Here is a 26,955-nt window from a genome sequence, read left to right on the forward strand (position 1 = left end):
CGGCTCAGTGGGCCACGACGCGCGCCATGGAACCGTGGCGCGGCTGCATCGGAACACCGCGGGCGGGTTCCGGTGCGGGCCTGGGTCCGGCGGCCGGGCGGCCGGCCGGTGCCGGGCTCCGGCGCGGCTGTGCGACCGCGCCGTTCTGGACGTCCATCACGGCGTGCGCCACGAGACCGCCCATGGGGTCGTGCCTGATCAGGTCCCGCAGCCGGGAGCGGGACGAGCGTCCCTCGTTGCCCGGATACAGGTGCTTGCCCAGGCCGACCGCGTGGGCCAGCGCGGCGAGCGCCGCGGTCCGCGGGTCCGGCGGCACGCCGGTGCGGATCGCGGAGTCCAGCCGGGACCTGATCTCCCGGCTGATGGCGGTGTCCGTCGCCTGGTACCGGGTCGTCGGCAGCACCCCGCACATCTGGCCCGGCACGGCGTGGACCATGCCGCACCGCTCCAGATGCGAGAGATAGGTCTGGCGCAGCCCTAGACGGGGCCCGCCGATCCAATGGACGGCCCGTACCGGAGCGCCGCGCCTGCGCAGCAACTCCAACGCGCTGTCCAGAGTTGGATCTCCAGTCGGCCGTGGTGCCACCACGGCGATACGATCCCCGTCTGGGGCTATCCGTCCGGCCAGCGCCAGCTCCACTAGCTGTGCTCCGGCCAGACCCAGGTCGAGCGACTGCGGCTGCGCAGTGGTACCCGTGGTCGGGTCCAGTGCGAGCAGCAGAAGCTCCTCCGGAATTGTTCTGCGGCTCCTGCCCATCCATGCCTCCCCGCGTGGATGAATGACAGGGTGACCCCTCTCACATTGGTCTGTCGAGGGTGCGTGACCGGAATGTAGTGGAACCAGTAGGTATGTCGTTCTCGTCTAGCGCTTGGGTCAATCCCTCACACAGGACACTGGTACATGGTTCGGACAGCCGTGCTCGGGCGGCGGTTCACGGTTCGGCGAGGCGCGCGAGTGGGTGCGTGACGCAACGAGGAGGCATCGGTGGCGGGCGAGTCCCCCGACAGGTCGAAGCAGCACGAGTCGTCGCAGGAACCGACGTCGGGGAGCGGGGCGGCGGTTCCGGGGCCGGCGGGGGCCGGAGGCGATCCCCGGCTCGCGCGGGCCGGTGACACGTCGCGGGTCGACCAGGCGACGGCGGTTTTCTCCACGCGGGGGCTGCGCGGCTCCGCCGGAACGGCCCTGGACGAGGCCGCCACGGCGCCGGGGGCCGCCGATGAGGACGCGGAGGCCCCGGATTCCGGGGACGAGGCCGGGAACGGCTCCTCCGGCCGTGCGACCGTCGTGCGCGGGGACGGCGGGGCGAGCGACACACGACGGCGTACCTCCCTGGCCTCCTGGGTGCGGACGGCGGACGACCACGCGGCCGGGGACGCGGCGGACGAGGCCGGTCCCGAAGCCGTGACGGAGACGGCCGGCGAGCGTTCGGGCGACGCGCATGAGCGGGTCGCGAAGAAGCCGGAGGCGGCCGAGTCGGTGGAGGACGCGCCGTCCGCCGACGCCGTGGAGACCCCCGCGGAACCCGAGGGAACCGAGGAGCCCGGGGAGCCGGAGGCCGAGACCACCACCGAGGCGGAGCCGGAGGACACCTCCGAGGACGAGGACGAGGGCGAGGACGCACCCGCGGCTGACGCCCCGTCGGAGGCCGACGCGGCGCCCGAGGCCGATGCCGAGACCGAGGAAGCCCCCGAGACCGAGGGCGGGACCGAGAGCGACGACGACGCCGACGGGGACGCCTCCGGGCCGGCCGAGACCGGGGACGCCTCCGAACCGACTGCGGACGAGGACGCCGACGAGGAGGCCGTGGACCGGCCCACCGCCGTCTTCAAGACCACGCGCCGGCCCGCGGTGGACCAGCCGACGACGATGCTCAAGCTGGGCGATGTGAAGCCGTCCGGCAAGGCGTCGGGCGAGCCTGCGGGCAAGGCGGCGGGCGAGCCCGAGGACGAGCCCGCGGACAAGGCGCCGGAGAAGTCCGGGGAGTCGGGTGGTGCGGGGGCCGGGAAGCCTGCGGTGGACCAGCCGACGACGATGCTCAAGCTGGGCGATGTGAAGCCGTCCGGCAAGGCGTCGGGCAAGTCCGCTGACAAGTCGCCGGGCGAGCCCGAGGACGAGCCCGCGGACAAGGCGCCCGAGAAGTCCGGCGAGTCGGGTGGTGCGGGGGCCGGGAAGCCCGCGGTGGACCAGCCGACGACGATGCTCAAGCTGGGCGATGTGAAGCCGTCCGGCAAGGCGTCGGGCAAGTCCGCCGATAAGCCTGCCGCCAAGGCCCCGGCGCCGTCCGACGCCGAACGCACCGGCAGGTTCGTCCCGCTGAGGTCGCCGGACGACGTCGCGCCCCGGATGAGCCCGGCGGAGGCGACCGCCGCGCTGCCCCAGGTCGGACCCGAGCGCACCGCACAGCAGCCGCTTCCGCCGAAGCCGCCGCTGGACCTGCTCGCCGAGCTGACGAACACCCCGCCGCCGCCGGAGACGCCGGTGCGCACGGTCCTGCGACGGATCAAGATCTGGACGCCGCTCGTCGTGCTGCTGGTGATCATCTTTGCGATCGTGCAGGCGGTCCGCCCACTGCCCGCGGCCTCCCTCGAACTGACCGCCGACGACACCTACACCTTCGGCGGCGGCGAACTCGACCTGCCCTGGCCGGGCCAGGGCCAGTCGGCGATCGCGGTCGACGGCGTCGGCACGATCGGCACGGAGGGCACGCAGAGCCCGAAGCCGATCGCGAGCGTCGCGAAGATCATGACGGCGTACGTCACCCTCCAGGAGCACCCGCTCAAGGGGAACGACGGCGGCCCCACGATCACCGCCGACCAGCAGGCCGAGGACGAGTCGAAGAACGAGGACGAGTCGACGGCGGCCATGAAGAAGGGCCAGAAGTTCAGCGAGCGGCAGATGCTGCAGATGCTGATGATCCCCTCCGGGAACAACGCGGCACGGCTGCTGGCCCGTTGGGACTCCGACAACAAGACCTTCGTCGGGAAGATGAACGCCGCGGCCGAGAAGCTCGGCATGACCAAGACGACGTACACCGACCCGAGCGGCCTGGAGAAGACGACAGTCAGCACCGCCGTCGACCAGCTGAAGCTGGCCCGGGCGGTCATGCAGAACGAGGTGTTCCGCTCCGTCGTCGGCATGGCCAAGGCGGAGATCCCCGGCCTCGACCAGCCGATCTACAACAACAACGACCTGCTGGTGAAGCAGGTCGGCGTGATCGGCCTGAAGACCGGTTCGTCGACCCCGGCCGGCGGAAACCTCGTGTGGGCGGCGACCAAGGTCGTCGACGGGGAGACGCAGACGATCTACGGTGCCGTCCTCAACCAGGACGCCCACACGGGCCGGGTCTGGGACAGCCTCCAGCTGGCGCTCGACAACAGCCAGAAGCTGATCGACAAGGTCCAGCAGAGCCTGGCCACCGCGACGGTGGTCAAGAAGGGTGAGGTCGTCGGCTACGTGGACGACCAGCTCGGCGGGCGGACCCCGGTGGTCGCCACGAAGAACATGAAGGCGATCGGCTGGCCGGGACTGAAGACCGGCATCTCCATCGGGGACAACGGCAAGCCGCTCCCGCACGAGGCGAAGGCCGGCACGGTCGTCGGCGAGCTGAAGGTCGGCGACGGATCCAACCGCGCGGTGACGATCCCGGTCGCCCTGCAGAAGGACCTCGCGGAACCGGGCTACGGCGCGAAGTTCACCCGAATGGGCTGAGCCGCCGTACCGGCCGCCGGAACGACGTCGCGCACCCCGCCGAGGGGGCCCCCACCCGGGATCCTCTCGGCGGGGTGCGTGCTAGCGTCGCGAGATCGGGACAGACCGTGAGCCGCACGACCTGACCCGGCCCGGACACCGGAGAGAACCCCGACGGAACGGTGACGTAACTCTTGCGGACGCCCGGACACGGGGAGAGAACGGAACCGGGGCGGACGAGAACGGAAAACGGGACACGGGGAGTACCTTCAGGTGGCCACAGCGGAGCCGAAGCACGCCGACGACGCCGATCCGGGTCGTCATGCGGGCGGGTCGTCGGGCCCGCGAATACCGCTGAGCGCGCCCACCGCCGACGGGACGCCGCCTCGGACCGTCCCCGCGGCTGCGGACAGCCTCCGGCCCCCGGCCGCGGACTCGGCGCCCGAAGCCCCGGGCGCGAGCCCCGAGCCGGCATCGAGCCTGCGCCCCCTGCTGACCCGGGTGAGGTCGTCGCGCGCGGCGGACCTGGCCCGCCGGCACGCGGTCCTCACGATCACCGCCCTCGCGGGAGTGCTGCACCTCGCCTGGTTCTTCACGTTCGCGAACAGCGGCGGCGACCTCGCCGCACAGGACGCCTGGGCGGAGTTCGTGGGCCGCCACCCCGACTCGGCGTACAACCTCGCCTGGTACGGGGGTATGCACCCGGTGTCGTACAGCGTGGTGTCGCCGTATCTGATGTCGGTCCTCGGCGTGCGTACGACGATGATGGTCGCGGGGACGATCTCGGCGGGGCTGCTGACCCTGATCCTCATCCGCAGCCGTGCGGTCCGCGAGCCGTGGGGCCCGGCCCTGGCCGGGGTGTTCGCCCTGCTGTGCAACGCCATCTCGGGACGGGTGACCTTCGGCCTTGGCACGATGTTCGCGCTGGGTGCCACGGCGTGCGTCTTCTGCTGGCCCCACCGCTGGCGTCACAAGCGCTGGGCGAAGGCGCTGTGCGCGGCGCCGCTGGCCGCGCTGGCCACGGCCTCCTCACCGGTGGCGGGCCTGTTCGTGGGTCTGGTGGCGGTGGCGCTGTTCCTGCAGAGACGCCGCCCGGGAGCATGGGCCCTGGGATTGGCGCCGACCGTCGTGGTGGCCCTCTCCGCCTGGCTGTTCCCCTTCTCCGGCACGCAGCCGATGACGTGGGCCTCGGCGCTCCTGCCGTTCGTGTACGCGGTCCTGGTCGCCGTCCTGGTCCCGAGGGAGTGGCGGACGGTACGGATCACGGCGGCGGTCTACGCGCTGTCCGTGCTCCTCGTCTGGCTGATCAGCTCCCAGATCGGCTCGAACATCACCCGGCTGGCGATGCTGTTCGCGGGCGTGGCGCTGGTGGCGGCCCTGCCGTTCGCCGTGCCGCGCAGCCGGAAGTGGTACGCCCTGGTGATCGCGTCCGCCGGCTTCGTCGTCTGGATCGGGGCCAAGACGGTCGACGACATCGTCCATACGACCCCGGCGGCGTCCTGGGCGCGCGAGCTCGCGCCGCTGGTGAACCAGCTCCAGGTGGCGGGCGCCGAGCGGGGCCGGGTGGAGGTGGTCCCCGCGCGCTCGCACCGCGAGGCGTCGGCGCTCGCCCCGTACGTGAACCTGGCGCGCGGCTGGAACCGGCAGGCCGACATGGAGCGCAACCCGCTCTTCTACGACGACACGCTCAACTCCGCCAACTACCACGCGTGGCTCCAGCGCTGGGCGGTGCACTACGTCGTACTGCCGAAGGAGGAGCCCGACGGGGACGGCGGCGAACGCGAACGGGAGCTCGTCCAGCGGGGGATGCCGTATCTGAAACAGGTCTGGGGCGACGCCAACTGGCAGCTGTTCGCGGTGACCGACCCCACTCCGCTGGCGGACCCCCCGGCGGTCGTCGACCGCGCGGAGCAGGGTGAGCTGACGATCGAGGTGAAGAAGGCGGGCCGGGTGCTCATCCGCATCCCGTACTCGCCCTGGCTGGGCCTGGTCGACGCGGACGGCAAGAGCGTCAAGCCGCCGCAGGAGACGGAGGAGTCCAAGCACCGGGCCCCGGGCATGCCGAAGACGTACGACAACGTCCACGGCTGTCTGATGGAGACCGCCGAGGATGCGGCGGGCGACAAGTGGACGGAACTCGTCGCCCCCGGCTCCGGCGTCTATCGCCTGGCCGCGCCGTACCAGCTGCCGCGGGGCACCCCGTGTCCGGAGGAGCTGCGGTAGCCGCCGTCCGTCGCGACCGCGGGCGGTCGTGCTACCGCTCGGCGGCGCCCCTGACCGGGAACGCCACGTCGCACACCGGGTCCTGCGGCCCCGCCGCGTCCCAGTCGGCGAAATACACCTCGCGACAGGGCCCCGCGTACTCCAGTCCCTGCTCCGCGACCCAGGCCTCGACAGCCTCGAACGCCGCGAGGATCTGCGGATGTGCGACCTGCGCCTTGGTGATGCGGGTGCTCGCGAGCCGCTGGGCGGGCTCGACCCGCACCTCGGTCTCCCATGTCCGGCCCCGCTGTTCGGCCCAGGCACGTGCCGCCGCCTCGTCGGCCACCGGTACGCACGCCTCGGCGGGTCCGTCGCTCTCCTGGGAGACCTCGGCGTGGTAGACGACGAACGGTGCGCCGGCCACCCCGCCGCACGCCCGTGCCGCCTCCTCCAGCCGTCCCAACGAGGCGCCGATCCAGGCCGGCAGCTCGTCCGCCAGCGTGTGCCGCTTCTCGGTGATCACCACCTGCGCCGGCACGTCCACCGTCTCGACCACGAACTTCCCGTACATCTCGGAGCTCCTCCCCGACAGTCGTCCACGGAGGAAGTCGGCGAGGGTGCGCTGTCCGGCGATCCGCTCCTCGACACCGGCCCAGTAGCCGGCGAGCAGCTCGGACGCCCGGCCGCCGTCCGACTCGCGCGCCGCCACCACATCGGCGACCTGCGCGAGGGGCATGTCGAGCCGCCGCAGCAGTGCCACCGTCCGGGCGCGTTCCACCTGGTCGGCCCGGTAGTAGCGGTAGCCGCTGGCCTCGTCGACGTGCGCGGGCGTCAGCAGCCCCAGCCGGTCGTACAGCCGCAGCGCCTTCGCCGACAGCCGGGACCGCGCGGCGAAGGCGCCGATCGTGAGCAGTTCGTCCTTCACCCTGTCATCCTCCGTCACCGGGCGGCTGCCGCCCGGTGACGAGGACGCTCCACCCTGCCCCTGGGGCAGGGTCAACCACGTGGAGGACGCGGTCAGACGATCGCCTTCTCCACCGCCGCCACGACCTCGGCGGACTCCGGTTCCGTCTTCGGCGCGAAGCGGGCCGCGATCCGGCCGTCCTTGCCGATCAGGAACTTCTCGAAGTTCCAGCGGATGTCGCCGGTGTGGCCCTCGGCGTCCGCGTGGCCGACCAGACGCTCGTACAGCGCGTGCCGCCCGTCGCCGTTCACCTCGACCTTCTCGGTCATCGGGAAGGTCACGCCGTACGTCGCCGAGCAGAACTCCGCGATCTCCTCGGCGCTCCCGGGCTCCTGCCCGAGGAACTGGTTGCACGGCACCCCGAGCACGGTGAAGCCCATCGGCGCGAACCGCTCCTGCAGCCGCTCCAGGCCCGCGTACTGCGGGGTCAGCCCGCACTTGGAGGCCACGTTCACCACGAGGACGGCCTTGCCCGCGTACTGGGAGAGGTTCGCGGAACCGCCCTGGAGGGCGTCGATCTCGACGTCGAGGACGGAGCCGCCGGAACCGCTGGTGTTGTCTGTAGTCATGACGCGGATGCTAACTCCGCATCATGACGAAGCCGTCAGTCCCGCTGTGCTGTGACGAGCACCTCACCCGCGGCCGTACGGGAGTAGAGCACCGACCGGCCGGCCCGTCGCCGATCCACCAGACGGGCGTCGAGCAGCACCTTGAGGTGGCGCCCGACCGTGCCGAGCCCCTGTCCGGTCACGGCGACCAGCTGGCTGGTGCTCATCGGCGAGTCGAGCAGGACGAGGACCCCGGCCCTGGCCGGTCCGAGCAGGGTGCCGAGGCTCTCCGGCACCTCCGTACGCGGTCCCTGCGCCAGCACGCCCGCACACGGGTAGACGACGGCGTACCGGTCGGTGTCCTCCCAGGACACCCAGCCGGTCTGCGGGGTGACGGGCACGAACAGCAGCTCGGCGCCGGAGATCTCGCGCGGCGGGTACTCGTGCAGATTGACCTGGAGCCGGTTCCCGCCGAGCCAGCGTGTCCTCCCGGGCCGCAGGGTGTCCACCGCGGCCGCCCAGCCGCCCCGGCCGAACTGTGCGGTGCGGGCGACCACGTCGGCCTCCAGGATGCGCCGCCGCCGGTCCCAGTAGGGGAGTACGGTCCGCGTCCACACATAGGTCAGGAGTTCGGCGGCGCGTTCCGGCAGGTCGTCGCGGTCCAGGCGGTCGGGGAGCGGGCCGCGCAGGGAGACCGTGAGATGGGCGCGGGCCACGGCGGGGGACGCCGTGCGCACCCGGGCGACGCCCTCCTCGAAGCTCTCCTGCTCCCTCGGGGTGGGGGTGAGGAAGTCCGCGATCCACTCCTGGCCCAGGCCGCTGCGGACAAGCAGCGCCGTGACCGGGTCGTCGGCCAGCAGCCGCCGGTAGGCGGGCAGATGGGTGTCCAGCCAGGCTCTCTCGCCGGGGTGGGAGGCCGCGCCCGCGTGCAGCAGCTTCAGGCTCGCGAAGGTCTCGGCGAGCGGCGACACCACGAACCGGCTGCCGGCGAGGGTGTCGGCGTTGAGGTACCAGAGGCTCATGGGGCCCGCGCCCTCCCGATGTTTCGCGTGTACGCGAAACATTAACGACCGTGCGCGGACGCCGCCCAGACTCCGCGCATGCGCAGCTACTCCGATCTCTTCCGCACCCGGGAGTTCACCCCGTTCTTCCTGTCCACCTCCCTCCTGACGGCCGCCTCGACCGTCGGCGGTCTGGCCCTCGGCACCCTGGTGTACCGCGCCACCGCCTCGCCCCTGCTGTCGGCCGTGAGCATGTTCGGCCCGCAGCTGGCGCAGGTCCTGGGCGCGACGACCCTGCTGTCGGCGGCGGACCGGCTGCCCCCGCGGGCCACCCTGGCCGGCATCGCGTGCGTGTTCGCGGTGGGTACGGCGGCCATGGCGGCGCCCGGTCTGCCCGTCGGCGGGGTGTTCGCGCTGGTCCTGCTTCTCGGCCTGGTCCAGTCGCTCGGCGGCGGGGTCCGCTGGGGGCTGCTGAACGAGATCCTGTCCAAGGACGGCTATCTGCTGGGCCGTTCGCTGTTCAACATGATGAGCGGGCTCATGCAGATCGCCGGATATGCGACCGGCGGTGTTCTGGTGGCGGTCCTGTCCCCGCGCACGACCCTGCTGACCGCGGCGGCCCTGTACCTGGCGGCGGCCGCGGGAATCCGTCTGGGTCTGAGTCGCCGTGCCCCGCGCACCGGCGGTCGTCCCTCGGTCGCCCAGACCTGGCGCACCAACGCGCTGCTGTGGTCGTCGCCGCCGCGCCGGAGAATCTATCTGCTGCTGTGGATCCCCAACGGCCTGATCGTCGGCTGCGAGTCGCTGTATGTCGCCTACGCACCCGAGCGCGCCGGAGTGCTGTTCGCGTGCGCGGCGTTCGGGATGTTCGTGGGGGACGTGACCCTGGGCCGACTCCTGCCGCCCGCCGTGCGGCGCCGCCTCGGCGTTCCGTTGCTGCTGCTTCTGGCGACGCCCTATCTGCTGTTCGTGCTCCGTCCCGCGCTGCCGGTCGCGGCGGTCTGCGTGACGGTGGCCTCGGCGGGCTTCGGGGCGAGCCTCGTTCAGCAGGAACGGCTGATGGAGCTGACGCCGGACGCACTCGCCGGGCACGCCCTCGGTCTGCACTCGGCGGGAATGCTCACGATGCAGGGCGTCAGCGCGGCGCTGGCCGGAGCGGTGGCCCAACTCGCCTCACCGGGCGTCGCGATGACCGTGATGGCGGTGGCGTCGGTCATGGTGACGCTGGCGGTCGGGGCCCGGCGTCGGCAGCCCCGCGACGGCCTTCTCGTGCCGGCCGCCGCGGGTGCGAAGAGCGGGGAGTGAGGCCGCACTTCGGTATGCGGGGGGAGGGCGTCGCGTTCGCCGGCGAGGGGGCCCGTCCCGGACCACGAAGGTCCGGGACGGGGCCGTCCGCGTTGTCACGCCTCGTTGCCGGGTGCCTCGTTCGCGGGCGACGGGAAGACCGCGGTCGACAGCCGCGGGTCCGCGGGCGGCTGCACCTGCGGGGCCTGCGGGGCCTTGACGGTGTCCGCCCGGGGCCCCGGCGCCTCCTCGGACCCGAACTTGCGCGCCGCACGGTCGAAGTACCGCAGCAGCTCGACCGGGAAGGGCATCACCAGCGTCGAGTTCTTCTCCGCGGCGACCTCCACGACCGTCTGCAAAAGCCGGAGCTGCATGGCCTCCGGGGTGTCCGACATGATGCGCGAGGCGTTGGCCAGCTGCTGCGCCGCCTGGAACTCGCCGTCGGCGGTGATGACCCGGGCCCGCCGCTCGCGCTCGGCCTCGGCCTGCCGCGACATGGAGCGCTTCAGGGATTCGGGCAGCTGGACGTCCTTGATCTCGACGCGGTCGATGTGGATGCCCCACCCCGCGGCCGGGCTGTCGATCATCAGAGCGAGGCCTTCGTGCAGCCGCTCACGGTCGGACAGCAGATCGTCGAGGTCGCTCTTGCCGATGATGGACCGGAGCGAGGACTGGGCGACCTGCCCGACCGCGAAGACGTAGTCCTGGACCTCGATCGCGGCCTTCACGGGATCGATCACCCGGAAGTAGACGACCGCGTCGACCTTGACCGAGACGTTGTCCTTGGTGATTCCCTCCTGAGTGGGTACCGGCATGGTCACCACCTGCACGTTCACCTTCCGCATCCGGTCGGCGAACGGGATCAGGAACGTGATGCCCGGCTGCCTGTGGTGCGACTGTGCCTTCCCCCAGCGGAACACGACCCCGCGCTCGACCTGGTTGACCACCCGCATTCCGCTGCGCAGCACGAGCAGAACCAGCACGACCACCAGGACGACCGCCACGACGGTGCCTTCCATGGCACTTCACTTCCCTTACAGGGTTTCGAAGAGTGACACCCAGTTGGACACCGCGGACCGGATTGCCGGATGCGGGCGAAGCGTCAGGAGTTCGTCAAGAAACGGGAACCGCCCCCCACTCACCTGGAGGGCTGTACCGCCCGGGGGCACCGCTCCTCGATCCACGCGGTAGCCTCTGCGTCGGCCTCCGGCGGCACGGCGCGCCCGTCCCACGGTGGACTCCCCGCAACGGGGCCGCGGTGGTGGCGGTGCCCAAGGCCCGTGCCCCTGCACGGCGGTTCACGGAGCGGAGCGCCGGGCGATCGCCTCCGCGTCGCGCATGCCGCCGACCGACTTGTCGACTCCCCCGAATGTCGACGAGTCGGCCGGCCGCAACCAGACGATCGCAGTGGGGGGTTGGTCGATCAAGGCCGAAGTAGTACACAATCCATGAGCCGGGCTCATCGATGCGAGGAGCAAGGCAGTGGATCTGACGGAGATCGAGACCTTCCTGGCACTGGCGCAGGAGCTGCACTTCGGCCGCACGGCGGAACGCATGGGACTGTCCCAGTCCCGCGTGAGCCAGCTGATCCGGTCCCTGGAACGGCACATCGGCGCGCCGCTGTTCACCCGCACCAGCCGCCGGGTCGAGCTGACCCCGTTGGGCGAGCACACCCGGCGGACGCTCGGCGCGGCGTACACCGGCCTCCGCAGAAGCTACGACGAGGCCTGTGCCATCGCGCAGGGCATGGTCGGGACCCTGCGGGTGGGCTTCCTCGGCTGCCTCAACGGGCCACCCCTGACGGACATGGTCGTCGTCTTCGGCCGCCGCCACCCGGCCTGTGACGTCGTGGTGACCGAGGTGGCCTGGCGCGACCCCTACTCGCCGCTGCGCAGTGGCGAGGTCGACGTGCTGCTGACCCTGCTGCCGACAGACGAGCCCGACCTCCAGGTGGGGCCCGTCCTCGTGTCCCACGGGCGCGTGCTGGCCGTCGGCCTGGACCATCCGCTGGGGGAGCGGGAGTCGGTCGACATCGAGGACCTGGCGGGCTGGGTCCTGCTCGACGGTCCCGCCGAACTGCCGGAGGCCCTGCGGCACGGCTTCTGCCCGCCGTTCACCCCGACCGGCAGGCCCCTGCGCCGCGGGAGGGGCGGGAGCACCTACCAGGAGGCGCTGCACAACGTCGCCACCGGCGAGACGGTGTGGACGACCCATGAGGGACTGTTCCGCGCATACCGGCACCCCGGCGTCGTACACCGCCCGCTCAGTGGTCTGCCCCGGGCCAACGGCGCACTCGTCTGGCGCGCGGACACCGAGAACGCGAAGGTCCGCGCGTTCACGTCGCTGGCCGCCCGGACGGTCTGCGACCAGGTGCCCTCCCAGGCGCGGCGGCCAGGATGACACTGCGGGTGCCCGGGGTGCCACGAGGGCGCATGCCCCACCCCGCTCCGGTGCGGCCGTTGTGATCAGGGGCCTCGTGGGTTTGACGGCGCCGAAGGGATGGGGTGTGGTGGAGGTATCCCGTCCGAGGGACGTGCCGTCCGGAGCCGTCGTCGACGGCTCACGTCCACGGCACTGCGCCCGGCGTTCCCGGTGTGGGGCGACCTGCTCGCACGCACCGGTCCGCGGACGGCACGCCACAGATGATCGGAACGCCCGTGGATTCCGCTACCACCACCCGGACCGTCGTGGCCGGGCGGGTCCAGGCCGCCGACGGGTCGGCCTCGAGCGCCTGGGTCCGCCTGCTCGACCCGGCGGGCGAGTTCGTCGCCGAGGTGGCCACCTCACCGGACGGCGAGTTCCGCTTCGACGTGCTCCCGGGGCGCTGGGTGCTGCGGGCGCTGTCTCCGCTCGGAGTCACCGAGACACCGGTCGAGGCGGAGCCCGGCCGGACCGTCGAGGCCGAGCTGCGTCTGTGCGAACTGCTCCCCGAACGCCTGGAGATCATCCAGATCTCCACACTCAGCCTCGGCAACCGCAGCTACCTCATCACGGACGGGACGGTCGCGGTCGCCGTCGACCCGCAGCGCGACGTGGAGCGGATCGCCGACGTGCTGGGCTCCCGCGGCCTGCGGCTCGGTCTGGTCGTGGAGACCCATCTGCACAACGACTACGTGACCGGCGGTCTCGAACTCAGCCGCCGTTTCCGGACCGGGTACGCGGTGCCCACCGGGCCGAGGCTGGGCTTCGATGCCGTCCGGGTCGCCGACGGGGACCTGCTGGACGCCGGTGAGCTGCGGATCCGGGTGATCGCCACGCCCGGGCACACCGACCACCACGTCGCCTACGCCTTCGCGTCCGCCGACGGGGTGCCGCGGCTCGTGTGCACGGGAGGCTCGCTGCTCTACGGCACCACCGGACGCACCGACCTCATGGGCAGTGAGCGGACCGGGCCGCTGGTCCACCAGCAGTACCGCTCGGTCCGCCGCCTGGCCGAGCTGCTGCCGGACGACACGGTGGTGCTCCCGACCCACGGCTTCGGCAGCTTCTGCGCCGCCACCACGACGAGCGCGGTGCAGCGGTCCACCATCGGCCGGGAACGGCAGGTGAACCCCGTCTTCGACCAGGCCGAAGACGCCTTCGCCACGACGACGCTGGCCGCTCTGGAGCCCTGTCCCGCGTACTACCACCGTATGGGGGCGATCAACGCCGCCGGTCCGGCGCCGCGGGCCTCGCTCGCCCCGCCCCGGCCGGCTGAACCGGCCGAACTGGCCGACCGGATCGCGGCGGGCGAGTGGGTGGTGGACGTGCGCGCACGAGCCGACTACGCCTCGGCCCACCTGCCGGGCACCGTCAACTTCGACGCCTCGGGGTCGCTCGCCACCTATCTCGGCTGGCTGGTGCCGTTCGACTCGTCCCTCTCCCTGCTGGCCACCGGCCGCAACCAACTGGAGGCGGTCCGGATCGAGCTGCTGCGGATCGGCTTCGACCGCATCGCGGCCGCGGCCGTCGGAAGCCCCCTGGAATGGGCGGGCGCCCAGTGGCTCGCCTCGTACCCGCGTGCCGACTTCGCCACCCTCGCCCGGGTCCGGACGGCGCGTCCTGTGGAGGTACTGGACGTCCGGGGCGGCCGTGAGTGGCGCTCCGGCCACCTCCCCGGCGCCCGCCACATCCCGCTGCCCCAACTGCCCCATGCCCTCGCGTCCCTGCCGGACGCGGAGTACTGGGTGCACTGCCACAGCGGCTTCCGAGCCGCGATCGCCGCCTCGCTGCTCGCCGCCGCCGGCCACCGGGTGGTACTCGTCGACGACAGCGTGGAGTACGCGGTGATCGAGGCCCTGGAGCGGTAGCGGATCGAGCCGGGCCGGCCGGTGGTCCCGACTCCGCCCGCGAAAGCCCCGGTTCGGTCGGCCTCGGACAGCAGGTGTGCTGCGTACTTCCCCACCGCTTCCAGCAGTTCCTTCTTCGGCGCGTTCACCATCGCCCGCCCGGCCACGGTCACCGGACGGACGCAGCGAACGCCGGAGTCCGGCCCGTCCGTGCGTCGGGCGGACCTCAGGCGGCGGGCTTGAGGGCGGTCCGGGTCCGGGATGTCGCCTCGATGAGGCCGAGCAGCCGGTGCCGTTCCAGGGCGTGGTCGAAGCCGGGGACGGTACGGCCGCCGTCGCGGAGGTCGGCGGCGAACGCGGCGTAGACCTGCGCCACGTTGTGCGCCGGTCCCGTCAGCCCGCGGGGAACCGCGGCGAAGTATCGGTCGGGGATCTCGATGGGTGCGACCGTCTCGTCGGACCCGCGGCCACCCTCCAGGCGCAGGTCTGCCACCTGCAGGTTGCCGTTGACGCCGGGGGCGGTCAGAACGAGATCGCCCTCGGTGCCGTTGATCTCCCAGCGCAGGTTGTCGCCGCGGGAGTGGGCCCCGCGGTAGTAGACGGAGGCGGCGGCGCCTCCCCGCAGGGTGCCGGTCACGGACACCTGGTCGGGTGCGGTGACCGGGACGGTGATCCCCTCGTCGGTGATCCGGACCTCCGTACGTCCCCTGACAAGGTTGGCGAAGACCTCGTCGAAGTCTCCGAGCGCGAAGTTCAGCGCCTCCAGAGCGTGCATGGCGGGGACCGTGAGGGTCGTCGTGCCGCTCGCACGGTCGAAGATGTAGGCGTGGGCGCGGTCGGTCTCGCCGACCCAGGCGAGCCCCGAGCCGATCAGGGTGGTGCCGAGCACCTTGCCGACGTAGCCGTCCGCGACCAGGTCGCGGACATGGCGCACGGCGGGGGCGAACCGCGCCTGCAGACCGATCACCGTGCGGACCCGTGCGGCGCGGGCGCGCTGCGCCAGGTCCGCGGCCTGGTCGAGGTCGACGCCGAGCGGCCACTCGCTGTAGACGGCCTTGCCGGCCCCCAGCGCCTCGGAGACCAGCATGTGGTGGTGAGCGACCTTCACCGACACGACCACCAGGTCCACCTCCGGGTGGGCGATCAGGTCGCGGTGGTCGTCGAAGCCCGACGGGACGCCGAACTCCTGGGCGGCCGCGTCCGCGGACGCGCGCCGGGTGGTGCTGATCGCCCGCAGTTCGTAGTCGGGCAGGGCCCTGATGGCCGGTATGTGTCCGAGTGCGGCCCAGCCGCCGCGGCCGGCTCCGATGATGCCGACGCCGATCTTCGCCATGTGGTTCTCCTCGTGCGCTGTGACAGTCCGCCTCCGGCCTCCGGTCACCGCCCTGTGGCTTTTACAGTGGTGGGACGCATGTGATGCGCTCCGGCACCGCCGACTGCTCACGATCGAGCCTCGTGCCGGTGGCGGATCCGGACAAGAGAGCACTTCGAAGTGCCCAGGTATCCCGGAGGGAACCGTGGCCGCGGCAACTGCAGAAGAACTCCGTACGGAAGCGGCGTCCGATACCCCGGGCTGCCGCGAGGAGGCCCGTCCGCTGATCCGCAGCGTGCTGGAGCGGATCGGCGACAAGTGGAGCGTGGTCGTCGTCTGCCAGTTGGGCGAGTCGACCTACCGGTTCAACGAACTGCGGCGACTGACCAGCCCCATCACGCAGCGGATGCTCAGCGTGACGCTGCGCGGTCTCGAGCGGGACGGCCTGGTCAGCCGCACCGTGCATCCGACGGTTCCGCCCCAGGTCGACTACGCGCTGACGAAACGCGGCCGCTCGCTGCTCGGCGTCGTCCGCGATCTGGCCGGCTGGGCCGACGCCCATGCGCAGGAGATCGGCGAGTCCCGTACCGAGTACGACGGCCGGGAGGAGTGACCATCCGGCCGTCGTACCCCGGGGACAGCGTGTGGCCCATGCGTGGCTGAACGGGCCAGGCGGCCGAGGAGTTCGCGCCGTTAGTGCTCGGCGCCCGTCCTATCGGTAGTCCTCCGGGTGGCCCTGCATCCAGGCGTTGATCCTGTCCCGGGTGCCGGTGAGCAGTTGCTGGTGCTTCTTGAGGTTCTCGAAGGAGCGGTCGCCGCCGAGTTCGGCCCGGAGTTCCGCGATCCGGGCCAGGGGCTCCTTGAAGTGTGCGGGTCCCTGGGGGTCCGCCTTCATCGCCGCGTCGAGGCCGTTCAGCTCGTCGAGCACCCGGCCGAGGAAGTACTCGCAGTTCCCCGGGGTCGTGCACCCGTCGTTGTAGGTGGCCTGGAGCCGGGCGAACACGTCGCGGACCTTCTCGACCCCCGGTGCCGGCTCCGTCGCGTCGGCGGCGGCCGGCTCGCCCGCGGCCGGCTCCTCGGCGGCGGGTGCCGACGCCGTCGTGCGGACGTCGTGGGAGGGTGACGTCCCGCCGCCGGACGTGGTGTCCGGACTGCCGGAGCAGGCGAGCAACAGGGACGCCAGGGCCACGACGAGCGTGGAGGCGCCGAGAGCGTGGCGTGCGCGTGTGTCGATCATGCCGCTTAGGACTCTTCGGAGGGCTCGCCGGTTGCGCCGCCCGGCGCCGGACACACAACGCTCCGATCCGCCCGGCGCCGGACCTTTCGGCCGCGGACCGCTGTACGAGCCCGTTACTTCCCGTCCGGGGCGGCGTCCCGCAGCCGGGCCAGCACCACCGGATCGATCTTGCCGGAGACCAGGCGGTTCTCGAGGTTCTCCACCCCGGCCCACATGTCCAGCGAGGCGTAGCCGCGCTCGGTGACCAGGCTCTGGACCTCCTCCTTCAGCTCACCCGACAGGTCGAGCAGGGTGCCCGGGTCGGGCGTGCCGAACAGCAGCTCATGGACGTCCCGCAGGCGCCGCAGCTCCCCGACCGGGTCGGGGTGGTCGTCCACCCGGAGGTCGCAGGCGACATCGCTGCCACCCCCGTACCCGGCGCCCGGTGACACCACGTACAGGGCCGCGCTCTGGCGGCCCCGGCGGTCACCGCCCGCCGCGTCGCCCGCCGCCAGCACCGCGAGCAGCCGACGGTCGAGCGCCTCCTGGGGCGAGGACAGCCAGGCCGACTCCATGGCCTCGACCACCTCGGGGCCGGTGAGGATGTTGCCTTGGATCGCGTAGCCGTCCCCCGCTCTGCCGCCGGCCCAGTCCAGGCACTCCTCGCCGGTGTACGTCGCTCCGGGACCCTCGGGTCCGACGATCCCCACCTGACGGTGCGCGCGTTCCCGGTCGGCGGCGACGAGACCCGCCACCACGTCCGCGGGCGGCACGCCCGTACGCAGCAGGGCCAGTCCCTGGGGGAGATAACGGAGGTTGGCCGCCGCCTGGGTGGCCACCGCCCCGGCCCCGGCCTCCGCGGCCGGAACCACGGCACCCACCGCCAGGAACTTGCTCGCCACTGCGATGCCGAGGGCCTGGCCGGACCGGGCCACGATCGAGAACGTCATGGAAGAGGACCCTAGAGGGGCCCGGACACCGGCACCAGAAGCGGGGACGGACACTCACGCCGGTGATGTGCCCGAGGGGTGTGGCCGCTGTCGCCCGGGGCGGTCGAGCGGCCCGAGCCGGGCGCGCCGGAGCGGCCGGTGGACGAAGCGGGGTGCGGGCCGGGCTCGTTCAGGAGGTGCGGCGCGGCGGGGTGGCGTGGCGCTCGCCCCATTGCCGAAGGCCGCGGAGGACGGGCTCGACGTCCTTGCCCGCGGCGGTGAGCAGGTACTCGTCGCGAGGCGGGCGCTCCGAGTACCGACGGCGCTCTATGAGTCCGGACTCCTCGAGCTTGCGCAGACGCAGGGTGAGGGTCTCGCGGGGTGCGCCGGTGTTGGTCCGGATGTCCTTGAACCGGTGCACGCCGAGACCCAGTTCGCGGAGCACGAGCAGCGTCCAGCGCTCGCCCACGACGTCGAGCGCGTCGGCGATGGAGCAGGCCCGGGGCGCGCCCGGATTCGTTGGTTCGCTGTCCCGACTCACCCTGCTACGGTAGCGCGGCGGTGAGTCCGAAAACCGAATCCACAGAGGTCCGTGCCGGGCGCGGACGAGGGACGGGGTGCGTATGGCAACGCTGGACAGGTTTGCCGCGCTGGCCGCGAAGGAGAGCGGTCTGGTCGTCGTCTCGACGCTTCGGGCGGACGGCACGATCCATGCGTCGGTGGTGAACGCGGGGCTGCTGCCGCACCCGCTCACCGGCGAGCAGGCGCTCGGGTTCGTCACCTACGGCAAGGTCAAACTGACCAATCTGCGGGCACGCCCCCAGGTGACCGTCTCGGTCCGCTCCGGCTGGGACTGGGTCACCGTCGAGGGCTCGGTCGCTCTTGTGGGGCCGGACGATCGGGTCGCCGGCGTCGACGGCGAGCGGCTGCGGCTGCTGCTGCGCGAGGTGTTCACGGCGGCCGGCGGCAGCCACGAGGACTGGGACGAGTACGACCGGGTCATGGCGGAGCAGCGGCGCACGGTCGTCCTGGCCACCCCGACCCGGATCTACGGCCGCTGACCAACCGCGTCCGCGTCCGCGCCCGGCTCCCGGTCCTCGCCGAACTGCACACATGGGGCCGCGACACGCCTCGCCGGGGCAGAACGTCTCGCACGCGCACCGACACCACCTACGGCTCGCCGAAAGGCTCGAGCGGTTGAGCGGCGCCCCGGGGACGGGTTTCAGCAGCGACCGGTTGCGCCGCGGCGCGGAACGCCTCCGGGATCGACCGGCGTGCGCCGCCGCCGAGTTCACTCCGTCGGGACGATGCGGCCGTCCCGCAGCTCCAGGACACGGTCGGCGATGGCCAGGAGCTGGGGGTCGTGGGTGGCCACGAGGGCGGTGACGGACTGGCTGTGGACGACCGCGCGCAGCAGTTCCATGACGGAGCGGCCGGTCTCCGCGTCCAGCTGTCCGGTCGGTTCGTCGGCGAGGAGGAGTGAGGGGCGATTGGCGAGGGCGCGGGCGATGGCGACGCGCTGCTGCTGGCCGCCGGACAACTCGCCGGGACGCTGGGCGGCGTGGTCCTCGAGGCCGACCAGGCTGAGGAGCAGGGCTACGCGGTCCTCGCGTTCCCCGCGCTCGGTCCTGCGCAGGCGCAGCGGGACGCCGACGTTCTCGGCCGCGGTGAGGACGGGCAGCAGGCCGAAGGACTGGAAGACGAAGCCGATGTGGTCGCGGCGCAGGTCGAGCAGTTCCTTCTCGCCGAGGCCCACCAGTTCGGTCCCGGCGACGCGGACACTGCCGGAGTCCGGGCGGTCGAGCCCGCCGACCACGTTGAGCAGGGTGGTCTTGCCGGAACCGGAGCGGCCCTTGAGTGCGACGAGCTCTCCGCGCGGCACACCGAACGACACCTCGCGCAGGGCGTGCACCGCGGTCTCCCCACGGCCGTAGGTCCGCGTGACCTGGTGAACCGTCACCATGTCGCCGGCCGCCGATGCCGGGTCGCCCCCCGCCGGGTCGTCCGCCTTGTCCAGCACCCGTTCGCTCATGCCGGTCAGCATAATCTCGCCTGTGGATCACCTGACAGACCCCTGGTGTCCAGGTACGTTTGTGGCCCGTGTTCTCATGACCACAGGGACAAGGGGAGAACGGAACAGGCTTCGCCGGGGGCGGAGCCGGCCGCGTAGCTCTGGGCGGGTGCGCGGGACGGTGGCGGGGTGAGTCTTGACGGGGTTCGTGTTGCTGCGCGCACGCGCGCACTGGCTGCTGCTGGGCGCTGCGCTGCTCTGCGTGGTGCTCACCACGTGTGTGATCGCCTCGCTCGCGGCGTTCAGCGGAGCGGTCGGGGATGTCGGACTGCGGCGTGCCCTTCAGGACCAGGGAGCGGCGCGCACCCTGGTCGAGGCCGACGCGGATGTCACCCTCGCCGACCGCGCCAAGCTGGACGCGGCCGTGCGCAGGACCGTTCCTGCCGCCTTCGACGGCATGCCGGTACGGGTGGCCGCCAGCGTCCAGTCCGCTTCCTACGGTCTGCCGCGCGCGGCCGGCGCCTCCCATGACGCCGACCCCGATCTGACGCTGCTGGCCACCCTCGACCCCGCGCAGGTGACGATGACCGGCGGGGCCCGTCCCGGCCCGCCCCGGGCCGGGGGCCCGGTGCCCGTCGCCCTGCCCGAACAGGCCGCCCGTGCGCTGGGTCTGCACGCCGGTGACCGCGTCACGCTCAGCGACCGTCGCGGCGGCCGGCCCCTGCACGTGCTGGTGACGGGCCTGTACCGGCCGGTCGACCGCACCGCGCTGTACTGGCGGCTCGACCCGCTGGGCGGCCGGGGGGTGCGGACGCTGTCGTTCACCACCTACGGCCCGATGCTCGCGGACCCCGGCGCCTTCACCTCCGGGAGCGTTCCGCCGGACCGCATGTACTGGCAGGCCCGCGCCGACTTCTCCGCCATGAGCACGGCGCGCATGGACCGTCTGGCGCACAGCGTGCAGCAGACGCTGCACGACCTGGACCGGGCGACGGGCGGATCCGTGAGAGCCCGCAGCGAGTTGCCGGATCTGCTGACGGATCTGCGCCGCACGCTCCTGGTGAGCCGCTCCACGGTGCTGATCAGCACGCTGCAGGTGGTGCTCCTGGCGGCCTTCGCGCTGCTCCTGGTGGCCGGCCTGCTCGCCGGGGAACGGTCGGGTGAGATCGCGCAGCTGCGGGCCCGTGGCGCCGCCCGCTCCCGGGTGGCGGGGCTCGCGGCGGTCGAGGCACTGCTGCTCGCGCTGCCCGCGGTCGTGGTGGCCCCTCTGCTCGCGGGCCCACTGCTGCGGTTGCTGGCCGGCCATGGCCCGCTGGCCCGTGCGCAGGTGCGGCTCGACGCCTCACCGGCCGGGACGTGGTCCGTGGCCGCGATCACCGCGCTGGTCTGTGCGCTCGCCGTCGCGGGCCCGGCGCTTCGCCGATCCGGCACGTACGTCGACGAGCGGAACACCGGCAGGCGCCTGGACGCGCTGCCCGGGATCGTGAAGGCCGGGGCCGATGTGGCGCTCGTCGTCGTCGCGGTACTGGCCTACTGGCAGCTGTCCCGCCGTGCTTCGGGCTCGGGAGTCCTGACCGTCGACACCGGTGGCGCCCTCGGTGTCGATCCGGTGCTGGTGGCCGCCCCGGCGCTCTGCCTGTGCGCGGGCGCGGTACTGGCCCTGCGCCTGCTGCCGTTCGCGGCCCGGCTCGGCGAGCGGCGGGCCGCAGGCACCCGCGGACTGACGGCGGCGCTCACCGGCTGGCAGCTGTCCCGCCGGCCCGGACGGGGAGCGGGCCCCGTGCTGCTGGTGGTGCTCTCCGTGGCGATGGGGGTGTTCGCGACGGGCGAGTACTCCAGCTGGGCGCGATCCCAGCGCGACCAGGCCGACTTCGCGGTCGGCGCGGACCTCCGGGTGGTCGGTTCGTCCACCCCGCCCTTCGCCCAGGGCGGGGTCTACGACGCCATTCCCGGCATCGCGGCCGCCACCCCCGCCGTCCGCACCGAGGTCTCGCTGCCCCGCGACCGCAACGCCACCGTGCTGGCCATGGACACCGCGGCCGCGGCCGGGGTGGTCGACTGGCGCGACGATCTGACGGACCGCTCACCGAGCCGACTGCTCGGGCCCCTCCACTCCGGTGCGCAGGCGCAGGGCGGCACCGCGGGCTTCGAGCTGCCGGGGAACACCGGCCGGCTGAGGATCACCGCGCGCCTGGAGGTGCTCGGCCCGGCGGGCGCGTCCTCCCGGAGTACCGTCGCACCCGACCTCGTCGCCACCGTCACGGACCGGTACGGCGTCCCGTACTCCTTCCCCTTGGGCACACTGCCCCCCGACGGCCGTCCGCACGTGCTGACGGCGGACTTCGCCGCCGATTCGGACCGGGCCGAGGGCGCGGCACCCGCCGGGCCGGTCCGGCTGACCGGCATCAAAGCCGCCTACCGCCTGCCGGAACGCGGCGAGGAGCACCGGCTGACGGTCACCGGGCTCAGCGCGGTCCTGGCCGACGGACGCACCCACGCCGTCCCGGTGCCCGCCGGCGCGACCTGGGGTGCCCGGGTGCTGACCGCCGCCACGGGCGACTCCGACGGCGCCCCCCAGCGGCCCAGGGCCACGGCGGCGCCCTCCACCGCCGCGGCCCCGTTGTCCATCAGATACGGCACCGGGCAGGCGTCGCCGGATGACCCCGTCGAACTCGCGAGCGGGGAGCTGGACCTGCGGGCCGACACGGCCGCCGTCCCCTTGCCGGCCGCGCTCGCCACGGATGCCTTCCTGCGCGCCACGGGAACACATGTGGGTCAGACGGCCGACATCAGCCTGGGCAACACGACGTTGAGGGTCCGTGTCACCGCGGTCGTTGGTGCCCTGCCCACCGTCGTGCCGCCCGCCACCGACAACGGCGGTGCACTGCTGCTCGACCTGCGCGCCGTGAACCGGGCCCTGGCGGACCACGGCGGGGTGGCGGTGCAGCCCGGCGAGTGGTGGCTGGCCGCGGACCACGGCGCCGCTTCCCGTGTCGCGACGGCGCTGCGGGGCCGTGCCGATGCGGCCTCGGTGCTGGTCCGGGACGAGGAGCGGGAACGGCTCAAGGCCGACCCGCTCGGTGCGGGCCCGCAGGCCGGACTCCCGGCGGCGGTGGTCGCCGCGGCGGTGCTCGCCGCCGTGGGCTGCGCGGTCGCGGCGGTCGGCGCGTACCGGGAACGCGCGGACGAACACGCGGTGCTGAGGGCTCTGGGCGCCTCCCATCGCTCGCTGGCGCGCGGGGCTGCCGCCGAGCAGGGGCTCCTCCTGGCCGTCGCGGTCGCCGTCGGTGCGGGCCTCGGCGTACTGCTCACGCGCCTCGTGGTGCCGCTGATCGTCCTCACGGCGCAGGCGGAGCGTCCGCTCCCGGCCCTCCGTGTCGAACTGCCCGCGGGCCCCGTGGTGCGGATGCTGATCGCGGTGACGGCGGTACCGCTGCTCGTGGTCGCACTGACGGCGCTGCGATCCGGCGAACCGGCTCAGGCCCTGCGCCGCCAGGGAGGTGAATGACATGACCGCTCTTCCGGGTCCCCGGCGCACGTCCGCCGAGGACGGCACCGCCCCCTCGGCCGACACGCCCTGGATACGCACCCGTCTGCGCGCGGCGCCCGGCGCCGCGCTGGCCCTGTCGCTGCTGGTTCTGGTCACCGCGTTCCTCGCGGCGGCGCTGCCCCGCGCGATCGACGTTCAAGAGGACACGGCCCTGCGCGACACGGTGGCGAGGGCGCGTGTCGTCGATCGCAGCGTCACGGCGACGCTGGACGTGTCGTGGCTGTCCTTCCCCTACAACGCCCAGGCCCTCGTCACCCCCCGCTCCCTGGCCTCGACCGAAGCGGTGTTCCAGAGCTTCGTCCACCCGCCCCTCGCTCTGGACCGGCGGCAGACCGTCTACGGCGTACGGACGGCTCAGGCCGCGCCCGCCACGGACGGGTACCTGCCCCGGCCGACCGCGCACACCGACCCGGAGGCCACGGTCGTCGCCCAGCCGGACCTCGACCGCTTCACCCACGTCGTGGACGGACGACTGCCCCGGCCCGGCTCGGGCACCGGCACCGTCGAGGCGGCCGTCACCGAGCGCACGGCGCACATCATGCATCTGCGCACGGGTTCCGTGGTCCATCTGGCCGGGGGCGGCGAAGCGGGGCTCGCGATGCGGATCACCGGTGTCGTCCGGCCGCTCCACAGCGAGGCCGCCTACTGGAACGAAGAGCCGGACCTGAAGGCGCCGACGCTGTCCACGGTCCCCGGACAGGACCCCTCGGACCCCAAGTACTACTGGCACTTCACCGCCCTGATCGACGACAGAGCGGCGGGCACCCTGCTCGGCCTGCGGGAAGGCGCCACCGCCTACTGGCGCCACCCCGCCGACACCGGCGCCCTGACCGCGCGCTCCGCCTCGGACCTGGTGGACCGTATCGCCGCGCTCACCAGCGGCCCGCAGGCCGCACAGCTCCAGCAGCGGACCGGGCTGCGCGGGATCACCGTGGAGGAGGAGGGGCTGGCCACCCTCGTCGAGCCGTTCGGACAAGAACGGGCCGCCACCGCGCCGCTGGTCATGGTCGCGGCGGTCGGCGTCGGCACGGTCGCCGTCATCGTGCTGCTGATGGCCGGTGAACTGGCCGCCGCCCGGCGGCGAACGGAGCTGGTGCTGCTGCGCGCCCGGGGAGCGGGTCTGCGCGGCCTCGCGGTTCGTCTGCTCGGTGAGAGCGTCCTGACGGCGGTACCGGCCGCGGCCGTCGGACTGGTGCTCGCCCTGCTGCTGATTCCCACGCAGCGCTCCGCCGCCGCCGTGGCCGGCGCGGGTGCGGTCGCGGCCGTCGCGTCACTGGCGCTGCCCGTACGCGCCCTGCTCGCCGTCCGCACGGTGCGGCCGGGCGAGCCGGAGGACCTGGTACGCGTCCGTCCCTCGCGGCGCCGCACCGTGGCCGAGCTGACCGTCGTCCTCGTCGTGACCGGCGCCGTGCTGGCGCTGCGCCGCCGCGGTACGGCGGACGGCGGCCTCGACCTGCTCACCGCGGCCGCCCCCGTCCTCGTGGCGGTGGTCGCGGCCGTGGTGCTGCTCCGGCTGTATCCGCTGCCGCTCCGGCTGCTCGCCCGGCCCGCGGCCCGCCTGCGGGGTGCGGTCCTCCCCCTGGGTGTGGCGCGCGCCGGCCGCGCTCCCGCCACGGCCACCCTGCCGCTGCTCGCCGTCCTGGTCGCGCTCACCGTCACCTCGTTCGGCGGCGCGGTCCTTTCCGGCGTGTCCGCCGGCCGGGACCGGGCGGCCCTCGCGGCCGTCGGCGCGGACGCCGCCATCGAGGCGCCAGCCGCCCTGCCGGCCGGTCTTGCGGAACGCGTCCGCCGCCTCGGCGGCGTGCGCGACGTGGCGTCCGTCCGCATCGAAGCCGGCCTTCGCACGGACTCCCGCAGGACCGTTTACGACCTGTTCATGGTCGACCCCAGAACCTATGCGCGGCTCGCCGCGGCGACGGGCGTGGACGACGGCTTCCCCGCGCGCGCGCTCGACAACGGCGGTGCGGGCGCGTTCGCCGCCGTCGTGTCCCCGCGGCTGGCGCTGGAGTTCGGGAGCGGCCCGAACATCGTGCGGGCGGCCGCCGGCTCCTTCGAGGTGCGGACCGTGGCGACGAGGAATTCGGCCGCGGCGGCGACCGCCGGCCGGAACTTCGTCATCGTGTCGTCGAAGGCCCTGGCGAGGGCCCATCCCGACTGGCTGGACGCGGGCTCCCTGAACCCCACGGCGCTCTACATGACCGGTGACCACATCGACGGACACTCCCTGCGCGCCACCGCTCACCAGGCGTCGGCCCGGCTGACCGTCCTGGTGCGGTCGGAGGAGCGGGCGGCGCTGAAGAGCACCGCTCTGCAGTCCGGTACCCAGCACGTCTACTTGGCGGTGGTCGCGGCAGGCGGCGGCTACTGCGCCCTGGCTCTGCTGCTCTCCCTGCTGCAGAGCTCACCACAGCGCAGCACCACGCTCGCCCGGCTGCGCACCATGGGCATGCAGGGCCGCCAGCGCCAGTGGCTCGCCGTGCTCGACATGCTGCCGCAGATCCTGCTGGGCGCGCTCGGTGGCATGCTCACCGGGCTCGCCGTGGTCCCGCTGCTCCGGCCCGGGGTGGACCTGACCGCTCTGGCCTTCACCAGCAGGCCGCAGACGGCCGACGTACCGACGGTGGTGCTGGACACCGACCCGCTCGCGCTCGTCCTGCCCTCGGCGGGGCTGCTGGCCGTGGCGTGCGCCGTACTGGTGGCCCAGGCATGGCTGACCGGACGACGCGGCGAAGGCACGAACCTGAGGATGGGTGACCAGGCATGACGGAACAGACCTCCGCGACGCCGGACGCGCTCACGCTCGCCGATCTGGAGCGGCGCGTCGAGCAGCAGCGACAGCGACCCGCCCACGGCCACGACGCGCTGATCGCGTGCGACCGCCTCGTGCGCATCTTCGCCGGCCAGGGCGGGGAGGTGCAGGCCCTGCAGGGACTGGACCTGCTGGTCGCGAAGGGCGAACTCATGGCCCTGGTGGGCGCTTCGGGCAGCGGCAAGTCCACGCTCCTGAACATCCTGGCGGGCCTGGACGTCCCCACCGCGGGCGGCGCCTCGGTCGCGGGCTTCGATCTGCTCGCCATGGACAGCCGGTCCCGGCTGCGCTACCGGCGCGAAGTGGTGGGCTTCGTCTGGCAGCAGACGGCGCGCAACCTGCTGCCCTACCTCACGGCCGCGCAGAACGTGGCCCTGCCCATGCGCCTCAGCGGCATCGTCAAGGGCAGGCGGCAGCGCGCCGCCCGCACGGCCGAGCTCCTGGAGATGACCGGTGTGGCCCACTGCCGCGACCGGCGTCCGCACCAGATGTCGGGCGGCGAGCAGCAGCGCACCGCCATCGCCGTCGCACTGGCCAACCACCCGGCCCTGGTCCTGGCCGACGAGCCCACGGGCCAGCTCGACTCCGCCACCGCCGAGCAGGTCTTCGCCACCTTCCACACCGTCAACGAGGAACTCGGCACCACGGTCGTCCTGGTCACCCATGACACCGCCGTCGCCTCCGCGGTGCACCGCACCGTCGCCATCCGCGACGGACGCACCGCCTCGGAGGTACTGCGCCGCACCACCACCGACGACCAGGGGCGCACCATGACCACGGCCCGCGAGTACGCCACCGTGGACCGTGCGGGACGCCTTCAGCTCCCGGGCGACTTCACCCAGGCCCTGGAGATCCGCGACCGCGTCCTGCTGGAGCTGGAGCCCGATCACATCACGGTACGGCCCGACCAGGCGCCGTAGAGGGCCCGGCGGGCGTCCCGGAGTCGCCGCTCGGCGGATCAACCGCAAGGGGCGGCCGGAGAGCCGTCGCACACGGTCGCCCGCCGGGCCTCCCGTACCGGACGGCCGGTGCACCACGCGCAGACGCCGGATGGCCGGCGCGCACCTCGGTGGGCGACCTCGCATCCGAGCCGTTCGTACAGGCGTCGCGATGTCACCAGCCGCAGTCGATGCCGGCCGATCCTCCGTCGAGGACCGGATTGCCGGTCGTACC

Annotated in this window: 21 protein-coding genes; 10 read left to right on the forward strand and 11 right to left on the reverse strand. The window is 73.1% G+C overall.

All coding sequences use genetic code 11. The features are described 5' to 3' along the window. Nucleotides 1-4: 4 nt before the first annotated feature. Nucleotides 5-757 carry a GPP34 family phosphoprotein gene (locus tag RCR19_RS20955; protein WP_331266519.1) on the reverse strand — a complete coding sequence of 251 codons (753 nt, stop codon included), beginning with the start codon at nucleotides 755-757 and terminating at the stop codon, nucleotides 5-7. A gap of 228 nt (nucleotides 758-985) precedes the next feature. Between RCR19_RS20955 and RCR19_RS20960 the strand changes: the two genes are divergently transcribed. Further along, nucleotides 986-3,709: a serine hydrolase gene (locus RCR19_RS20960; protein ID WP_331266520.1), complete on the forward strand. Its 2,724-nt coding sequence runs from the start codon at nucleotides 986-988 to the stop codon at nucleotides 3,707-3,709. A 252-nt stretch (nucleotides 3,710-3,961) separates the two neighbouring features. Further along, entirely contained in the window at nucleotides 3,962-5,911 is a 1,950-nt protein-coding gene (locus RCR19_RS20965) for an MFS transporter (protein WP_331266521.1), read from the forward strand. A 31-nt stretch (nucleotides 5,912-5,942) separates the two neighbouring features. Here RCR19_RS20965 and RCR19_RS20970 read toward each other — a convergent pair whose 3' ends face one another. The 3 genes from RCR19_RS20970 to RCR19_RS20980 form a co-directional block, all read right to left on the reverse strand. After that, on the reverse strand, nucleotides 5,943-6,833 hold the full coding sequence (locus RCR19_RS20970) for a MerR family transcriptional regulator (protein WP_331266522.1): 891 nt from the start codon (nucleotides 6,831-6,833) through the stop codon (nucleotides 5,943-5,945). A 74-nt stretch (nucleotides 6,834-6,907) separates the two neighbouring features. Beyond that, a complete protein-coding gene (locus RCR19_RS20975; RefSeq protein ID WP_059130579.1) occupies nucleotides 6,908-7,423 on the reverse strand; it encodes a glutathione peroxidase in 516 nt (171 codons plus the stop codon). Between the two features lie 35 nt (nucleotides 7,424-7,458). Further along, complete coding sequence (locus RCR19_RS20980; protein WP_331266523.1) at nucleotides 7,459-8,424, reverse strand: winged helix-turn-helix domain-containing protein; 966 nt, start codon at nucleotides 8,422-8,424, stop codon at nucleotides 7,459-7,461. Between the two features lie 78 nt (nucleotides 8,425-8,502). Here RCR19_RS20980 and RCR19_RS20985 point away from each other — a divergent pair, with 78 nt between their 5' ends. Further along, nucleotides 8,503-9,708, forward strand: a complete 1,206-nt coding sequence (locus tag RCR19_RS20985) for an MFS transporter (RefSeq protein ID WP_331266524.1) — start codon at nucleotides 8,503-8,505, stop codon at nucleotides 9,706-9,708. Between the two features lie 95 nt (nucleotides 9,709-9,803). On the opposite strand, the gene RCR19_RS20990 is transcribed toward RCR19_RS20985, so the two are convergent. Further along, nucleotides 9,804-10,706, reverse strand: a complete 903-nt coding sequence (locus RCR19_RS20990) for a slipin family protein (RefSeq protein ID WP_331266525.1) — start codon at nucleotides 10,704-10,706, stop codon at nucleotides 9,804-9,806. Between the two features lie 279 nt (nucleotides 10,707-10,985). Continuing rightward, nucleotides 10,986-11,114, reverse strand: coding sequence for a hypothetical protein (locus RCR19_RS20995; protein ID WP_331266526.1), 129 nt, complete (start codon nucleotides 11,112-11,114; stop codon nucleotides 10,986-10,988). A gap of 55 nt (nucleotides 11,115-11,169) precedes the next feature. Between RCR19_RS20995 and RCR19_RS21000 the strand changes: the two genes are divergently transcribed. Both RCR19_RS21000 and RCR19_RS21005 read left to right on the forward strand, forming a co-directional pair. Continuing rightward, complete coding sequence (locus RCR19_RS21000) at nucleotides 11,170-12,087, forward strand: LysR family transcriptional regulator (RefSeq protein WP_331266527.1); 918 nt, start codon at nucleotides 11,170-11,172, stop codon at nucleotides 12,085-12,087. Between the two features lie 257 nt (nucleotides 12,088-12,344). Continuing rightward, entirely contained in the window at nucleotides 12,345-13,976 is a 1,632-nt protein-coding gene (locus tag RCR19_RS21005) for a DUF1416 domain-containing protein (protein WP_331266528.1), read from the forward strand. 205 nt (nucleotides 13,977-14,181) lie between these two features. Here RCR19_RS21005 and RCR19_RS21010 read toward each other — a convergent pair whose 3' ends face one another. Further along, nucleotides 14,182-15,288: a Gfo/Idh/MocA family oxidoreductase gene (locus RCR19_RS21010; RefSeq protein ID WP_331266529.1), complete on the reverse strand. Its 1,107-nt coding sequence runs from the start codon at nucleotides 15,286-15,288 to the stop codon at nucleotides 14,182-14,184. A gap of 184 nt (nucleotides 15,289-15,472) precedes the next feature. On the opposite strand from RCR19_RS21010, the gene RCR19_RS21015 reads away from it, so the two are divergent. Continuing rightward, nucleotides 15,473-15,880, forward strand: a complete 408-nt coding sequence (locus RCR19_RS21015) for a helix-turn-helix domain-containing protein (RefSeq protein ID WP_331266530.1) — start codon at nucleotides 15,473-15,475, stop codon at nucleotides 15,878-15,880. 99 nt (nucleotides 15,881-15,979) lie between these two features. On the opposite strand, the gene RCR19_RS21020 is transcribed toward RCR19_RS21015, so the two are convergent. The 3 genes from RCR19_RS21020 to RCR19_RS21030 all read right to left on the reverse strand — a co-directional run bounded on the left by RCR19_RS21020 (nucleotide 15,980) and on the right by RCR19_RS21030 (nucleotide 17,953). Beyond that, nucleotides 15,980-16,504 (reverse strand): hypothetical protein, encoded by a 525-nt coding sequence (locus RCR19_RS21020; RefSeq protein WP_331266531.1) that lies wholly within the window; start codon nucleotides 16,502-16,504, stop codon nucleotides 15,980-15,982. 113 nt (nucleotides 16,505-16,617) lie between these two features. Further along, nucleotides 16,618-17,433, reverse strand: a complete 816-nt coding sequence (locus RCR19_RS21025) for a DUF1028 domain-containing protein (RefSeq protein ID WP_331266532.1) — start codon at nucleotides 17,431-17,433, stop codon at nucleotides 16,618-16,620. A 169-nt stretch (nucleotides 17,434-17,602) separates the two neighbouring features. Beyond that, entirely contained in the window at nucleotides 17,603-17,953 is a 351-nt protein-coding gene (locus RCR19_RS21030; protein WP_331266533.1) for a helix-turn-helix domain-containing protein, read from the reverse strand. Nucleotides 17,954-18,035: 82 nt separating this feature from the next. On the opposite strand from RCR19_RS21030, the gene RCR19_RS21035 reads away from it, so the two are divergent. Then, complete coding sequence (locus RCR19_RS21035; RefSeq protein WP_331266534.1) at nucleotides 18,036-18,473, forward strand: TIGR03618 family F420-dependent PPOX class oxidoreductase; 438 nt, start codon at nucleotides 18,036-18,038, stop codon at nucleotides 18,471-18,473. 230 nt (nucleotides 18,474-18,703) lie between these two features. Here the strand turns inward: RCR19_RS21035 and RCR19_RS21040 are convergent, their stop codons facing one another. Next, nucleotides 18,704-19,375: an ABC transporter ATP-binding protein gene (locus RCR19_RS21040; protein WP_331269505.1), complete on the reverse strand. Its 672-nt coding sequence runs from the start codon at nucleotides 19,373-19,375 to the stop codon at nucleotides 18,704-18,706. Between the two features lie 244 nt (nucleotides 19,376-19,619). On the opposite strand from RCR19_RS21040, the gene RCR19_RS21045 reads away from it, so the two are divergent. From RCR19_RS21045 to RCR19_RS21055, 3 genes are read left to right on the forward strand one after another with little or no spacing between them, the layout of a single operon-like run. Beyond that, nucleotides 19,620-22,931: an ABC transporter permease gene (locus RCR19_RS21045; RefSeq protein ID WP_331266535.1), complete on the forward strand. Its 3,312-nt coding sequence runs from the start codon at nucleotides 19,620-19,622 to the stop codon at nucleotides 22,929-22,931. Nucleotide 22,932: 1 nt separating this feature from the next. Continuing rightward, complete coding sequence (locus RCR19_RS21050; RefSeq protein WP_331266536.1) at nucleotides 22,933-25,737, forward strand: ABC transporter permease; 2,805 nt, start codon at nucleotides 22,933-22,935, stop codon at nucleotides 25,735-25,737. Beyond that, entirely contained in the window at nucleotides 25,734-26,702 is a 969-nt protein-coding gene (locus tag RCR19_RS21055; RefSeq protein ID WP_331266537.1) for an ATP-binding cassette domain-containing protein, read from the forward strand. Before RCR19_RS21050 ends, RCR19_RS21055 begins: the two co-directional genes overlap by 4 nt. The last annotated feature ends 253 nt before the right edge of the window (nucleotides 26,703-26,955 follow it).

This window comes from Streptomyces sp. WAC07094, assembly GCF_036320405.1.
In the GTDB taxonomy this organism is placed as follows: domain Bacteria; phylum Actinomycetota; class Actinomycetes; order Streptomycetales; family Streptomycetaceae; genus Streptomyces; species Streptomyces lannensis.